At 34.6% G+C, this 13,731-nt stretch carries 15 protein-coding genes; 11 read left to right on the top strand and 4 right to left on the bottom strand.

Annotated features, from left to right (window positions below; genetic code table 11):
- Nucleotides 1–217 precede the first annotated feature (217 nt).
- The 4 genes from AC3WTA_RS05195 to AC3WTA_RS05180 all read left to right on the top strand — a co-directional run bounded on the left by AC3WTA_RS05195 (nt 218) and on the right by AC3WTA_RS05180 (nt 3,599).
- Nucleotides 218–715 (top strand): GNAT family N-acetyltransferase, encoded by a 498-nt coding sequence (locus AC3WTA_RS05195; protein WP_117616456.1) that lies wholly within the window; start codon nt 218–220, stop codon nt 713–715.
- 11 nt (nt 716–726) lie between these two features.
- Nucleotides 727–1,467, top strand: coding sequence for a M15 family metallopeptidase (locus tag AC3WTA_RS05190; RefSeq protein WP_000747719.1), 741 nt, complete (start codon nt 727–729; stop codon nt 1,465–1,467).
- A gap of 23 nt (nt 1,468–1,490) precedes the next feature.
- Nucleotides 1,491–1,937, top strand: a complete 447-nt coding sequence (locus AC3WTA_RS05185; RefSeq protein WP_000217590.1) for an NUDIX hydrolase — start codon at nt 1,491–1,493, stop codon at nt 1,935–1,937.
- Between the two features lie 186 nt (nt 1,938–2,123).
- Complete coding sequence (locus AC3WTA_RS05180; protein ID WP_000453672.1) at nt 2,124–3,599, top strand: amidase family protein; 1,476 nt, start codon at nt 2,124–2,126, stop codon at nt 3,597–3,599.
- A 45-nt stretch (nt 3,600–3,644) separates the two neighbouring features.
- Here the strand turns inward: AC3WTA_RS05180 and AC3WTA_RS05175 are convergent, their stop codons facing one another.
- Nucleotides 3,645–4,862, bottom strand: a complete 1,218-nt coding sequence (locus AC3WTA_RS05175) for an MFS transporter (protein WP_001181388.1) — start codon at nt 4,860–4,862, stop codon at nt 3,645–3,647.
- Between the two features lie 276 nt (nt 4,863–5,138).
- Here AC3WTA_RS05175 and AC3WTA_RS05170 point away from each other — a divergent pair, with 276 nt between their 5' ends.
- From AC3WTA_RS05170 to AC3WTA_RS05145, 6 genes are all read left to right on the top strand, one after another.
- Nucleotides 5,139–5,567 (top strand): NfeD family protein, encoded by a 429-nt coding sequence (locus AC3WTA_RS05170; protein WP_000741980.1) that lies wholly within the window; start codon nt 5,139–5,141, stop codon nt 5,565–5,567.
- Nucleotides 5,568–5,569: 2 nt separating this feature from the next.
- Entirely contained in the window at nt 5,570–6,541 is a 972-nt protein-coding gene (locus AC3WTA_RS05165) for an SPFH domain-containing protein (RefSeq protein ID WP_000257391.1), read from the top strand.
- Nucleotides 6,542–6,805: 264 nt separating this feature from the next.
- A complete protein-coding gene (locus AC3WTA_RS05160) occupies nt 6,806–7,396 on the top strand; it encodes a histidine phosphatase family protein (RefSeq protein ID WP_001166451.1) in 591 nt (196 codons plus the stop codon).
- Nucleotides 7,397–7,402: 6 nt separating this feature from the next.
- Nucleotides 7,403–8,179, top strand: a complete 777-nt coding sequence (locus AC3WTA_RS05155; RefSeq protein WP_000278953.1) for a Cof-type HAD-IIB family hydrolase — start codon at nt 7,403–7,405, stop codon at nt 8,177–8,179.
- 148 nt (nt 8,180–8,327) lie between these two features.
- Entirely contained in the window at nt 8,328–8,873 is a 546-nt protein-coding gene (locus AC3WTA_RS05150) for a MarR family winged helix-turn-helix transcriptional regulator (RefSeq protein WP_000534967.1), read from the top strand.
- Between the two features lie 195 nt (nt 8,874–9,068).
- Nucleotides 9,069–10,268 carry an MFS transporter gene (locus AC3WTA_RS05145; RefSeq protein ID WP_033657810.1) on the top strand — a complete coding sequence of 400 codons (1,200 nt, stop codon included), beginning with the start codon at nt 9,069–9,071 and terminating at the stop codon, nt 10,266–10,268.
- A 24-nt stretch (nt 10,269–10,292) separates the two neighbouring features.
- On the opposite strand, the gene AC3WTA_RS05140 is transcribed toward AC3WTA_RS05145, so the two are convergent.
- Complete coding sequence (locus tag AC3WTA_RS05140; RefSeq protein WP_000498023.1) at nt 10,293–10,754, bottom strand: DinB family protein; 462 nt, start codon at nt 10,752–10,754, stop codon at nt 10,293–10,295.
- 171 nt (nt 10,755–10,925) lie between these two features.
- Here AC3WTA_RS05140 and alr point away from each other — a divergent pair, with 171 nt between their 5' ends.
- The gene (gene alr, locus AC3WTA_RS05135) at nt 10,926–12,101 is read left to right on the top strand and encodes an alanine racemase (RefSeq protein ID WP_002096683.1); all 1,176 of its coding nucleotides are present in this window, start codon (nt 10,926–10,928) and stop codon (nt 12,099–12,101) included.
- 20 nt (nt 12,102–12,121) lie between these two features.
- On the opposite strand, the gene AC3WTA_RS05130 is transcribed toward alr, so the two are convergent.
- Nucleotides 12,122–12,835, bottom strand: a complete 714-nt coding sequence (locus tag AC3WTA_RS05130; protein WP_000474000.1) for a class I SAM-dependent methyltransferase — start codon at nt 12,833–12,835, stop codon at nt 12,122–12,124.
- Nucleotides 12,828–13,715 (bottom strand): GNAT family N-acetyltransferase, encoded by an 888-nt coding sequence (locus tag AC3WTA_RS05125; protein ID WP_001019657.1) that lies wholly within the window; start codon nt 13,713–13,715, stop codon nt 12,828–12,830. The genes AC3WTA_RS05130 and AC3WTA_RS05125 overlap by 8 nt, the downstream gene beginning before the upstream one ends.
- Between the last annotated feature and the right edge of the window lie 16 nt (nt 13,716–13,731).

Raw genomic sequence — 13,731 nt, 5'->3', positions numbered from 1 at the left:
AACATAAATTTGTGGGAGAGTCTGAAAAAACGTGAGTGTAATGCTTGCGTTTTTTGTCATGATGAGACGTCACAGAATAGACATAATTTGTCGTTGTTATATTAATATCGAAATTTGTCAAATTATACTGGGAGATTTACAAAGGGATTTTCGGGAAAGTAGAGAAAATCTTTTTACAAGGAAAACTTTTTATTATAAAACTGGTAGGGTGATAGAAGTGATTAGGGAGATCAAAATAGAAGATGCAGCACCATTTTTGCAATTAAGTAAGCAACTAGATGAAGAAACGAAATTTATGCTATATGAACCAGGAGAAAGAAAATTTACAACCGAGCAACAAGAACAAATGATTCATCGCTTTATAGAAAATGAATATGCAACAATATTCGTAGCAGTTGAAGAAGAAAGTATAGTAGGGTTTATTTTAGTGAATGGAAATAATATTCAAAGAAAGAGACATGTAGCAAGTATTGTAATTGGTATTTTGCAAGAGTATAGCGGGCGAGGTATCGGGACGAGATTGTTTAAAGATGCTGAGAAGTGGGCAAGATTACATGATGTATGGCGTTTAGAATTAACGGTAATGGCCCACAATACAAGAGCTCAGGCACTATATAAAAAAGCTGGATTTGAGAAAGAAGGTGTCAAAAGAGCTGCTCTTATTATCGATGGAGAGAACATCGATGAGTATGAAATGGCCAAATTATTAAAATAAGAGGTCGTTATATGAAAAAAAGATGGACACTACTTGGTATCGTAGCGATGATACTCATTGTTGGAGTAGCAGGAATCAATTATAAAATGTATAAGGATAAGCAGGCGCGCGAGGTAAATGTAAATAACATATTTCCGAAAGCGAAAGAAACGATTGCGAATATGGATGGTGATATTGCGGTCATTAGTAATCCGAATTCGATACTTGTGCTTGTGAATAAAAGTAGGCGTTTGCCAGATGGGTATAGACCGCCAGATTTAGTTATTCCGAAAGTACGTTACTCAAGTGAAGGTGATCAAGAAAAGAAAAAAATGAGGAAAGAGGCAGCAGGGGCACTTGAGGAAATGTTTCAGCAAGCTGATAAGGAGCGTATTTTCCTTTTTGCAGTCTCTGGATTTAGATCTTTTGATCGACAAAAAGCATTAAATACGATGTATAAAAAACAAGATGGAGAAGCAAAAACAGCAATGTCGAGTGCAGTTCCTGGAACGAGTGAACATCAAACTGGACTAGCTATGGATATTACATCGCAATCTGCTAAGTTTCAGTTAGAGACAATTTTTGGTGAAACGAAAGAAGGGCAGTGGCTTTCTGAAAATGCCCATAAATTTGGTTTTGTCATTCGATATACAAAAGAGAAAGAATCGCTTACGGGCTATCGATTTGAACCATGGCACGTGAGGTATGTGGGAAATCCACAAGCTACATATTTATATGAAAATCAACTGACACTTGAAGAAGTAACAGAGTGAACAATTGAGGGGAGAGAAGGGTTATGACGGTGTTATATAAGAAAAAGGTACACGTGTATGTAACAAGAGAAAAAGAAGGAGTTATGCAACTGCTTGTTTTTAAACATCGTGATATACCTGAAGCTGGTATACAAGTACCAGGGGGAACAGTTGACGAAGGGGAAACGTTAGAAACAGCAGTGTTACGTGAAGTACAAGAAGAGTCTGGATTACGTCATTTATGCATAGAACGATTCCTAGCCGACTACATCATACATGTAAAGGAGAAAAAGGAATATCAAAAACGCCATTTTTTCCACGTAACGTTACCAACAGATGTAAAGGATAATTGGGAACATACTGTAAGTGCCGGTGAGGAAGATGAAGGTTTAGTATTTTGCTACGAATGGATTGATATTGCAAAATGCCCTGCATTAGCTGGGAAACAAGGTGAGTTTTTACATTTGTTAGATGAAGTATATGTAAAGTAATAAAAGGGTCTGAAGCGGAAGTTCATTCGTTTCAGACTTTTTTTATTTTTCAGGAAATAAAAGGTTTTTATATTGGTAAGTTGAATTCTTTTAAAGGGATTGTAATTGTATATGTGAGGAGTGGAGAAAATGAAAAACTAATAGGTACATGTAATCAATAAAAGGCTTTATAGAAGGAGAATGATGATGGAGGTTCAGTTCAATACACTGTTACAAAAAGAATTAACAATTCATGATATACAAAAAGCAATGGCAGCTGGGCAATTAACTTCAAAAGAATTAGTTATGTATTACCTTCATAGAATCGCAAAGTATGATCAAGACGGACCAAAAATCAATTCTATTTTAGAAATCAACCCAGACGCTATCTTTATTGCAGAAGCGCTAGATCATGAAAGAAAAACAAAAGGTGTAAGAGGTCCACTACACGGTATACCTGTTTTACTTAAAGACAATATTGAAACGAACGACTCTATGCATACAAGTGCAGGTACGATTGCTCTAGAACAAAATATAAGTATTGAAGATGCATTTCTCGTAACAAAGCTGCGAGAAGCAGGAGCAGTGATAATAGGAAAAACAAATATGACAGAATTAGCAAATGGAATGTCTTTTGATATGTGGGCTGGATATAGTGCAAGAGGTGGACAAACAATAAACCCTTATGGTACAGGTGAGGATGATATGTTTGTTGGAGGCTCAAGTACAGGATCTGCGATAGCAGTTGCTGCTAATTTTACAGTAGTATCTGTTGGAACGGAAACAGATGGTTCTATATTGAGTCCAGCTGTTCAAAACTCTGTAGTCGGTATTAAACCGACTGTTGGTCTAATTAGTCGTAGGGGAATTATTCCGCTTACTTATTCACAGGATACAGCGGGACCATTTGCTAGAACGGTAACAGATGCTTCTATTTTGCTAGGGAGTTTAACTGGGGTAGATGAGAAGGATGTAGCTACTCATAAAAGTGAAGGTATGGCAGAGCAGGATTATACAAAATATCTTGATGTTAATGGCTTAAATGGCGCAAAGATTGGTGTATTTAGCAATGCACCTAAAGATTATTATGAAACTGGTGAGTATGATGAAAAATTGTTTAAGGAAACGATTGAAGTGTTGCGTAGTGGGGGTGCGACAGTAGTAGAGGATATTAATATTCCGTCTTTTCATAGAGAATGGAGCTGGGGTGTATCGCTCTATGAATTAAAGCATAGTTTAGATAACTATCTTTCAAAATTACCTTCTACTATTCCAGTGCATTCTATTTCAGAGTTAATGGAGTTTAATGAAAATATAGCAGAAAGAGCTTTGAAATATGGACAAACTAAGTTGGAGAGAAGAAAAGATGTTCCTAATACGTTAAGAAATCCAGAATATTTAAATGCAAGATTAGAAGATATATATTTTTCTCAAGAACAAGGCATTGATTTTGCACTGGAAAAATACAATCTTGATGCGATTCTGTTCCCTTCTTATATAGGCTCCACTATATGTGCGAAAGCAGGTTATCCGTCTATAGCAATACCGGCGGGATATATGGATAACGGGAGACCGTTTGGAATTACTCTTGCAAGCACTGCTTTTTCTGAGGGGACCTTGATTAAACTAGCATACGCTTTTGAACAAGCGACAAAGCATCGGAAAATCCCTAACTTATCATGAATAAAATAAATAGGACAGGAATTCCTGTCCTATTTATTTTGTTAATTAAAGTGAAATATCTTTTTGCTCTGTTTTATCATATTTTAATAAGTTAAATGATAAACAAACAGAGCACAATATAAGGAAAGAAGCGAGAATATAAATAGTACGAACACCGAACAGGTCGGTAATAATTCCAACGCTAAGCATAGAAAGACCAGAAGCTGTCGAGAGGATTGCACCATGAGCTGTATACATTTTTGATAATAAAGTAGGGGCTACACTAGATTGTAGTACTGTCGTTTGAGAAATATCTCTAATTTGATAACATGGCCCCATTAGAACGCATAGAAAAAGCGCAATAAACCCGCTACTTGTCATACCATATAAAAATGTAAGAATACTAAACATAAGAGAGCCTATCGCCATGGAGCGTATTAAATTGTTTTGAATGTATGTACTCATTTTCCATGCTAATATCCCGCCAATTAACGTCCCTACATAATAACTTGTATTAATATATCCCCACCATTCTTCTCCTTTATGAAGAACAGTCGTTACATAAGCCATTGTAATAGCACCGATCCATATTGTCCCTGCGAAAGTTTCAATTAAGTCCATACATGTAACGATACGGAGAGAAGGGTATTGAAATAAGAGTTTCCAACCTTCCAATAAAGCAGCGCCTTTTGAAGAAGAAGGCTCTATTACTCGTTCAGTATGTAGGGAACGTAATGAAAGGTGTAGTGCAACACATCCAAAAATCATCAAAATGTTATTCATCATGAGTGTAGAAGTAGCACCGATATGAAGAACGATGACACTTGTAAATGAATAAGCAGCGGCTTGCGCAATTTGTGTGGAAAAGGAAAAAATACTATTTACTTTTACTAATTGTTCTTTTCGTGTAAGGCGAGGAAGGATACCGTATAATAATGGCGCGCTCCAACCGCTACATAATGAAATGAAAAAAATGAAAATGAATAGTGCTACAATATTTGTGGACAGGGATGGGAATAATATCATTAATAAAAATAATAGAGCAGTTTTTGTCCATTGTAGTGTGAAAAGTAATGAATAAGATGAAAAACGATTCATTATAAGTGGTGCAGATGTATTTGCTATAAGATTAGTTATGACTTGTACTAATGGAAAAAGAGCGGTTAATGTAGCTGATTTCGTTGTGATATACATATGAGTTGTAATAATCATGATGTATACGATGTCAGCGAGAGTAATGCATATTTTAGAGCCTAAATAGTAAATTAGTGAACGGTTTTGCAACAAGCACACCACCTTCCTAAAAAATAATATTTTAGTAGTTAAAATAATTATAAATTGAAAATTAAATTTTCGAAAGAATTTCATTTTTTTGTCGCTTTTTGAAAGGGATTTTCATGTATAATGAAGAATATATTAATATAGTATTTTATTAATACTTTTTATAACAGTGAATATGTACAATAGCTTGTAGTAAATGCCCTGGTATAAGAAAGGGCGGATAAACCATTCTTTTCTTCATATACATATAGAAAATGAGAAAGAAAGTGAGGGTTGCATATGGCTGCTTGGGTGATTTGGTTTATAATAGCTGGTATTTTATTTATTGCGGAAATGTTGTCGATTACGTTTTATATGCTTTGGCTTGGAATTGGAGCTGTTGTCGGAGGTCTAATTGCTTTGTTTGCTCCTGAAGCACTACTGTTACAAGTTGTTGCTGGTGCAATTGTAAGTTTAACATTGACTTTCTTTACGAAAAGAATTTCAAAAAACTTTCGAGAAGCAAAAGGTTTTACTGATACAGTAGATATGCTTGTCGGTAAAAAAGGCATTGTTATGCAAGCGATTACAAAAGAAGCGAATGGTATTGTGAAGGTGGATGGAGATATTTGGACAGCTATTGCAGATGATCCAATTGATGCTGGAGAAAAAGTTATTGTTATAAAGAGGCATAGTACTATATTACAAGTAAAAAAGGAGAGTGAATAAATATGGCAGTAGCATTAACATTAACGATTATTTTCGCACTAATTGTTGTTACATTTATCGCATTAACAATTAAAATTATTCCACAGCAAAAAGTTGGAGTCGTTGAAAGATTTGGTAAGTTTCAGCGTATTATGGAGCCGGGATTAAATTTATTAATACCAATTGTAGACCGCGTTCGTGTATATCATGACTTACGTATTCAACAAACGAATGTACCACCGCAGAAGGTAATTACGAAAGATAATGTACAAGTAGAGATTGATACAATTATTTTCTATCAAATTGTAGAACCAGAACTTGCGACATATGGTATTTCGAACTATGAATATGGTGTTCGTAATATTACTTCTGCAACGATGCGCCAAATTATCGGTAAAATGGAACTGGATGAAACGCTATCTGGTCGTGAAAAAATTTCAACAGAAATTCGCTTAGCACTTGATGAAGCAACAGAAAAATGGGGCGTTCGCATTGAGCGTGTTGAAGTTGTTGATATTAATCCGCCAAAAGATGTGCAAGCATCGATGGAAAAACAAATGAAAGCAGAACGTAATAAACGTGCGATTATTTTAGAAGCTGAAGCTGCAAAACAAGATAAAGTTCTTCGTGCTGAAGGTGAAAAGCAAAGTAAAATCTTAATGGCTGAAGGTGATAAAGAAGCACGTATTCGAGAAGCTGAAGGTATAAAGGAAGCAAAAGAACTAGAAGCGCAAGGGGAAGCAAGAGCGATTGAGGAAATTGCAAAAGCAGAACAAAATCGAATTGAATTACTTCGTGCAGCAGATTTAGATGAACGCGTACTTGCTTATAAATCATTTGAATCATTGATTGAGGTTGCAAAAGGTCCAGCAAATAAAGTCTTTATTCCGTCTAATGCAATTGAAACACTTGGTACTCTCGGGGCAATTGGAGAAATCTTTAAAGAAAAACAAGCGAAGAAATTGCCTTCTTCAGATACACCAAAAGAACAATAAGAGTGAAAAAGAGAAATGGGATGCCATTTCTCTTTTTATTTTTGAGTAGGATAAAAAATATTAGTCCTTTGCCATTATGGATAGGGCTTTTTTGTTTGTCACTTTTCAAAGAATTATAAGTTTAGAGTGTTTGGAATTGTTAAGTGGAATAACACGTTTACTAGACGGTTAAAAAACTGTCAAAGTAATATATTTTTGTTAAAGAAAATTTAAAATATGATATAATAGAATTTTGTGGATATTAAACAAGGGAGTGGGAAACAAGTGCAAATATTATTAATACGTCACGGTGAATCCGAAGCAGATATTTTACATGTACATGAAGGACGAGCTGACTTTGAATTAACAGAAAAGGGAAGACAGCAAGTGCAAAGGCTTGTACAGAAAGTGAAAGCAGATTTTCCACCAGATTTCATTTGGGCAAGTACATTAAAGCGTGCTCGTGAAACTGGTGAAACGTTAGCTGAAGGAATTGGATGCCCAATTCAACTAGAAGAGGAATTAATGGAGTTTAATAACGGAGTGCAAGCAGGCTTATCTTTTGAAGAAGCAAAGAAATATCCAGAGCCAAAGTTTCTTCATGACCGTTTTGAAAATGGGGAATCATTTATTGAATTTAGAATGAGAATAGAAGGAATCTTTTCTAAAATCGTGACGGAGAATACTTATGAACGGATAGCAATCGTTGCACACGGTGGTGTAATAAATAGTCTATTACGTGCGTTTTTCAAAATGCCCATTTCAATGGACTATTATTTTAAAATGGGAGATACGGGAATAAGCTTAATTGAAATTGATGGCGAACAAAAAACGGTGCATTTCATTAATGATACGAATCATTTGGACGGGATGTAAAGACCCGTGTACAAAGTAGTGTTTTTTGATGTTGACGGTACGCTTTTAAGTGAGATTGATAGAAGTATGCACGAAAGTACAAAAGAAGCGATACAAAGATTAATAGATAAAGGAATTCACGTAGTTGTTACAACAGGGAGACCATATAGCTTATGTTCGCAATTTAAGGAACTAGGCATAAATACGTTTATTTCTGCAAATGGTGCACATATTAAGTGTGAGGAATCAGTTATACATAAATCAGTACTTTCCAGTGAAATCGTTCATGATATCTCAGAGTTTGCAGAATTACATGGTCACGGCGTTTCTTATTTTACTGAGGGTTTTACAATGAACGGAATAGCCTCAGATAATGAGCGTGTAATGCAAGCACTTAGCGAGACGTTAAATTTAGGGGAGTACCCTGAAAAAAGCAAGGATTTGTCTGAAGAGATCTATTGTTTATGTCTGTATGCGGATGAAATAGAATCTCAAAAATTTATTGAAAAATACCCAATGCTTACATTCGACCGTTTTCATGGTTATGTCATAAATGTATTGGAAGATAATAAAGTATCGAAGCTCACCGCAATTCAAAAAGTATTGGATCACTTAAACATTTGTAAATCAGAAGCAATTGCTTTTGGTGATGGTGGAAACGATATTGAGATGTTGCAATATGTAGGATTAGGAATTGCGATGGGGAATGGCGGAGAAGTACTAAAAACAAAAGCTGATTTCGTTACAAAGAAGGCAAGTGAAGGTGGTATTTCCTTTGCCTTAAAGGAGTTTCGTATTATTTAAAGATAATAGCTAGTCAGTTTGAAAAATCCTGTTTTCATGACAGGATTTTTTGTTTAACAATATTCTTGCAATAAAAGTAAAAATGTGAGTATAATGAAAAAGTAGTTAGGTAAGCTAATTAATTAAAAGGAAAGGAGAGTGAAGATAAATGGGTTCAAAAAATGATTCTCTTCCTTTAGGGATTGGGCCGTATACAGAGTTAATAAAAAAGACAGCATCAGCGGATACGGATCCAATCGCAGCAAAACTTGGTTTGTTAATGTTATGGACGTCTGATAATGTTCTTGATGCTGTTGACGTAGATTTAGCTCCACTTGGTATATCGGAAAGTAAATTAGATTTTTTACTGTTGTTTATTTTGCGTGAAATGGAATCAAATGGGGAAGAAGTGAACATGAGTCCTTCGGATATTGCGAGTCGATTAGGGATAACACGTGCTTCTGTCACTGGCTTATTAGATTGGATGGAGAAACGAGAGTTAATCGTAAGATTTCATCATTCTGAAGATCGAAGAAGGTTAAAAGTGAAAATTACTTCGAAAGGAAAAGAATTAGTAACGCAATCTTTACCAACTTTTTGGTTATCTTGCGCTTCGTTAGTTGACGACTTTAATCAAGAAGAGCGTCAAGTTTTAGAGAAGCTATTAAATAAAATACAAATAAATATGCAGGTGAAATTAGGAGAAGGTAGGTAAATAAGTTGATTATGAGGATCAACTTATTTATTTGGGAATATAATTAGCTTACCTTATTATATGTTTGACTAACTTTTGAGGCAGTCATACTTTTTACGATGTAATTAAAATAAGCAGCAGTTAAAGAAATACCATTTTGCGCACTTTAGAGGTTTTAAATTGATAAAAAAATTGTAATAAGGGAGAGATATTATGATGGAAATAGGAAAGGAAATAAATAGTGAAAAGAATTACACAATAATGACCGTTGTATTATGTTGGTCGGGTATGGTAGTTATGTCTAGCTTATATGTAACAATCCCTTTAATTGCACTATTTTCAGATCTTTTTAATGTTTCACTAGCACAATCTGCAGCTACAGGCAGTATATTTTCTGTTGGATTTGCTATAGGTTGCTTGTTATTTGGGGCAACCTCTGATAAATATGGGCGAAAAAAAGTGATCTTCATTGGATTACTTGCTCTGTCGATTATTTCGTTTTCCTTAGGGTTTGTGGATAGTATATTGTGGCTTGTTATTTTTAGGGGCTTACAGGGTATTGCAGCAGCAACATTTTCTCCGGTAGCGTTAGCTTATGTTGTAGAAATGTTTCCAGTAGAAAAAAAGGTTACAACAATAGGATTTGTTAGTACCGGTTTTTTAGTAGCTGGAATTGTAGGTCAGGTAATAAGTACGGTTGTTAGTCAACATTTTGGATGGCATATGGTGTTCTTTCTTCTTAGCGTGGTCTATATGATTACTGCTGTATGGATTCAATATTCTCTTCCGAAAGGGGAGATATCTCAATCCTATACTGATATTTTGGGACCGATTAAGCAGATGGGCAAAGTCTTTACACATAAAAGCTTAGTATTGAGTTATATGATTGCGTTTGTTTTATTGATGGCTTTTGTTAATATGTATACTGTTTTAGGGAATTATTTGAGCTCTCCTACTTATAATTTAACTGCAGAACAAATCCTTTATTTTCGCTTAGCGGGGTTATTTGGTATGATTCTATCACCAATTGCGGGTCGTTTAACGAAGAGGTTCGAAGTAAGGAAAGTTCTTCAAGGTGGATTGCTGGTCGCTATTTTTAGTCTAAGTGCAATGGGCTTTGTTTCGTATCTGCCCCTTCTAGTCATAATGAGTGTCTGTTTTGTAATAGGTATTGCTATATCCGTTCCGTCTTTAGTTGCTCTTGTCGGCCAATTGGGAGGGAAAGCAAGGGGAATAGCAGTTTCTATCTATACCTTTGTTTTATTTTTAGGTACTAGTATAGGACCCCTCATTTCTATTTATCTTATGAAAATAGGAAGTTATACTCAAACGTTTATTTTATTAGGAATGTTACTTTTTATTGGATTTATTGCTTCTCTATTTATTAATAATGAACGTGTATTTGATGATATGTAAATTGGATAATGAATGAGTGGAAAATCACTCAAATAAAGGAATGCGAGGATCTTTCATATGCTCGCACAATAAAATATGAACTTGCCCACGATGATGATAAAAATGTGAGAGAATTTCAAGTAACCATTCAAACCGAGAATAAGAAACACCCCAATAGGCAGTCATAACTTCTGCTAATTCTTCTTGGGAATAGGAAAGAAATGTTTTAGAGAGAAGATTGTATCCTTCAATCATTATTTGTTGCATATGGGCAATTGTTTCCGGTGTATATTCTAAATAAAAAGTACGTAACTCTTTATCCGTACTACCATTTAAAATGAGTAAATCCGCATGGCAAATCAGAGAAAGATGTGCACACATTTCAAATAAAGATCGCTTCGAGTGAATTGGTTGTATTTTTAAACTATCTTCATTATATTGGTTAAGCATTTGAATAGAAGTATCAACAGCAACTTGTAGTTGATGCAATGCAGATTGTACAAACATTGTAATTCTCCTCTTCTCCGTATATAATAGTTTCTTAAGAGTATTATATCATACTCAAAATTCCGAAAATTCTAGTAGTTTGACTAGCATATTGAAAAGTATTATATTGTAAAAGGTCATATGAAACGTGAAATAGAATGGAATGCAATTATTGAGTTAGGAGTTAGACCAATGAGTTTGAAATATGGAAGAGATACAATTATTGAAGTTGACTTAAATGCAGTAAAACATAATGTAAAAGAATTTAAAAAGCGTGTGAATGATGAAAATATTGCAATGATGGCTGCTGTAAAAGCAAATGGGTATGGCCACGGGGCGGTTGAAGTTGCGAAAGCTGCTATTGAAGTAGGAATAAATCAGCTTGCAGTTGCATTTGTAGATGAAGCGATAGAGTTAAGAGAAGCAGGAATTAACGTGCCGATTTTAATTTTAGGTTATACATCAGTAGCAGCTGCGGAAGAGGCAATTCAATATGACGTTATGATGACTGTTTATAGAAGTGAAGATTTACAAGGTATAAATGAAATCGCAAACCGTCTTCAAAAGAAAGCGCAAATTCAGGTGAAAATTGATACAGGAATGAGTCGTATCGGTTTACAAGAAGAAGAGGTTAAACCATTTTTAGAAGAATTAAACCGTATGGAGTATGTAGAGGTAGTAGGAATGTTTACACATTACTCTACGGCAGATGAAATTGATAAATCATATACGAATATGCAAACAAGTTTATTTGAGAAAGCTGTCAATACAGCAAAAGAATTAGGAATTCATATTCCATATATTCATAGTTCAAATAGTGCAGGTTCAATGGAGCTTAGCAATACATTTCAAAATATGGTCCGTGTAGGTATTGGAATATATGGAATGTATCCTTCAAAAGAGGTAGATCATGCAGTCGTTTCTTTACAGCCTGCGTTGTCGTTAAAATCAAAAGTAGCTCATATTAAACATGCGAAGAAGAATCGCGGTGTAAGTTATGGGAATACGTATGTAACGACTGGTGAAGAATGGATTGCAACTGTACCGATTGGTTATGCTGATGGCTATAATCGTCAGTTATCTAATAAAGGGCATGCATTAATAAATGGAGTTCGAGTACCTGTTATTGGCCGTGTTTGTATGGATCAGCTCATGTTAGACGTTTCAAAAGCAATGCCAGTACAAGTTGGGGACGAAGTAGTATTCTACGGTAAACAAGGCGAAGAAGAAATTGCGGTAGAAGAAGTAGCGGATATGTTAGGTACAATTAACTATGAAGTTACATGTATGTTAGACAGAAGAATCCCGCGAGTTTATAAAGAAAATAATGAAACGACTGCTTTCGTAAATATACTAAGAAAAAACTGAATCGATATGATTCAGTTTTTTTATTTTTGACAAATGAAAAATGCTCTATTTGTACCGTGTAGTTGAATATTCTTAAAACCAACGGATTTCAACAAAGATATTATTTCTTCATTGGAATAACAAGCTTCTTCAAAAGTAAAGTCACTTCTTTTCCAATTATTATCTATATCATGTTGAAATAGTATAAAGTTCATTTCTGCTTTTTTATTTTCGTTATCATATGTAGAATCAATCGTACATACATATTCTTCCGCTGAAATATGAAATGAAGCAATCCATTTTTCAAGAAAACCTTTCTCCATATTCATATCAAATGCAAAAGTACCTCCATCATATAATGCTAAATAAACATGATGAAAAGTATCTTTGAGCTCATCTAATGTCAGTATATGATTTAAACTATCACCTGCTGAGATGACATAGTGGAAAGGCTCATCTACTTTAAAAAAGCGTGCATCGCCGACGATAAAGGATGCATCTGGCGCATTGTGAAGTGCGTGTTCGATCATTTTTGCAGAACCGTCTATACCAGTTACTATAAAATTATGATCAAGTAGTTTCCTAGTAAGATGACCAGTCCCGCAGCAAAGATCTAATATACGGGAGTGGGGAGGAGCGTCTTGTAAAACGAATTTATGATAGGCTGGATAGGAGTGTTCAGCAAAATGTCCCCAATGTTTATTATAGATGTCTGCAAAAATATTATAATTAGAATAAATTGGTTTTTTAAACATATGTATTCTCCTCAAAATTCATTACATTATAATAGTCATGCTTCGTTTTTATTTCAAAACCACATTGTGTATATAGCTTTAAAGCGTGGTTATTTTTCGTTTCGACGTCCAATTCAATTGTTGAAATTCCTTTTGTAATAAGGGTATGTACCATATAACTAAGAATATCTTTACCATATCCTTTACCTTGATAAGAAGGATGAACGGCGAATCCTGATAGTGTAGTAGATTGTTCTTGCTCAGAAACTGTAATCGTTCCTATCAATTTTTCGTTGATAAGAGCACTGTAAACTTGATGAGAAGGTGAATTCATCATTTTTTGTAACCATATAGCGGTATTTTCTGCTGAATCTCCAAAAGCTTTACTGGAAATTTCAATAAGATCAAGAAGTGATTCTGAAGAGGCAAGAGGGAACTGTATAGTATTCTTTGGTGTTTTTTGAACTTCTTTTGCTTTGAACTCCATACTATATTCACTATATAAATAAGGTAACTTCATATGTTTTGCAAATTCTTTCCCGGAAATAGAATCTCCATTCGTAATAAGAAGAGCTTCATCTGCCTCTCTTATTCGTATTTCTTTTATTGCAGCTTGTAAAAGAGTAGTGCCTATATGTTGTTTCCTATAGTTCGGATGAACAAACCCTATTAACTCCAGTTTTGTTGGTCTTTCAAAGTCATACATACTTAATGAACCGATTAATTGAGTATCGTCATAAAGTAGAAAATCATTTATCTCTTCATTAGTACGAGCAGTTAAAAAGTTTATATGTAAATTTGACGAATAATCAATTTGATCGTATTCCCCGCAAATATGAGCTAAATCTTTCATTTGCTGAATTGCATTTGCTGTTAAAGATTTCTTTTGTTCAATATTCATTTCATAATCCCTCTCA

It is taken from the genome of Bacillus sp. EB106-07-01-XG149, assembly GCF_058791555.1.
Note: the sequence above shows the minus strand (reverse complement) of the source record. Positions and strands in the feature narration are given on the sequence as shown.

Coding starts and splice junctions, on each gene's coding strand:
- AC3WTA_RS05140 (WP_000498023.1), bottom strand. CDS start 10,754: ATGTTTGTACAATCTGCATTGCATCAACTACAAGTTGCTGTTGATACT.
- AC3WTA_RS05185 (WP_000217590.1), top strand. CDS start 1,491: ATGACGGTGTTATATAAGAAAAAGGTACACGTGTATGTAACAAGAGAA.
- AC3WTA_RS05190 (WP_000747719.1), top strand. CDS start 727: ATGAAAAAAAGATGGACACTACTTGGTATCGTAGCGATGATACTCATT.
- AC3WTA_RS05165 (WP_000257391.1), top strand. CDS start 5,570: ATGGCAGTAGCATTAACATTAACGATTATTTTCGCACTAATTGTTGTT.
- AC3WTA_RS05125 (WP_001019657.1), bottom strand. CDS start 13,715: ATGAATATTGAACAAAAGAAATCTTTAACAGCAAATGCAATTCAGCAA.
- AC3WTA_RS05150 (WP_000534967.1), top strand. CDS start 8,328: ATGGGTTCAAAAAATGATTCTCTTCCTTTAGGGATTGGGCCGTATACA.
- AC3WTA_RS05170 (WP_000741980.1), top strand. CDS start 5,139: ATGGCTGCTTGGGTGATTTGGTTTATAATAGCTGGTATTTTATTTATT.
- AC3WTA_RS05145 (WP_033657810.1), top strand. CDS start 9,069: ATGGAAATAGGAAAGGAAATAAATAGTGAAAAGAATTACACAATAATG.
- alr (WP_002096683.1), top strand. CDS start 10,926: ATGAGTTTGAAATATGGAAGAGATACAATTATTGAAGTTGACTTAAAT.
- AC3WTA_RS05130 (WP_000474000.1), bottom strand. CDS start 12,835: ATGTTTAAAAAACCAATTTATTCTAATTATAATATTTTTGCAGACATC.
- AC3WTA_RS05180 (WP_000453672.1), top strand. CDS start 2,124: ATGGAGGTTCAGTTCAATACACTGTTACAAAAAGAATTAACAATTCAT.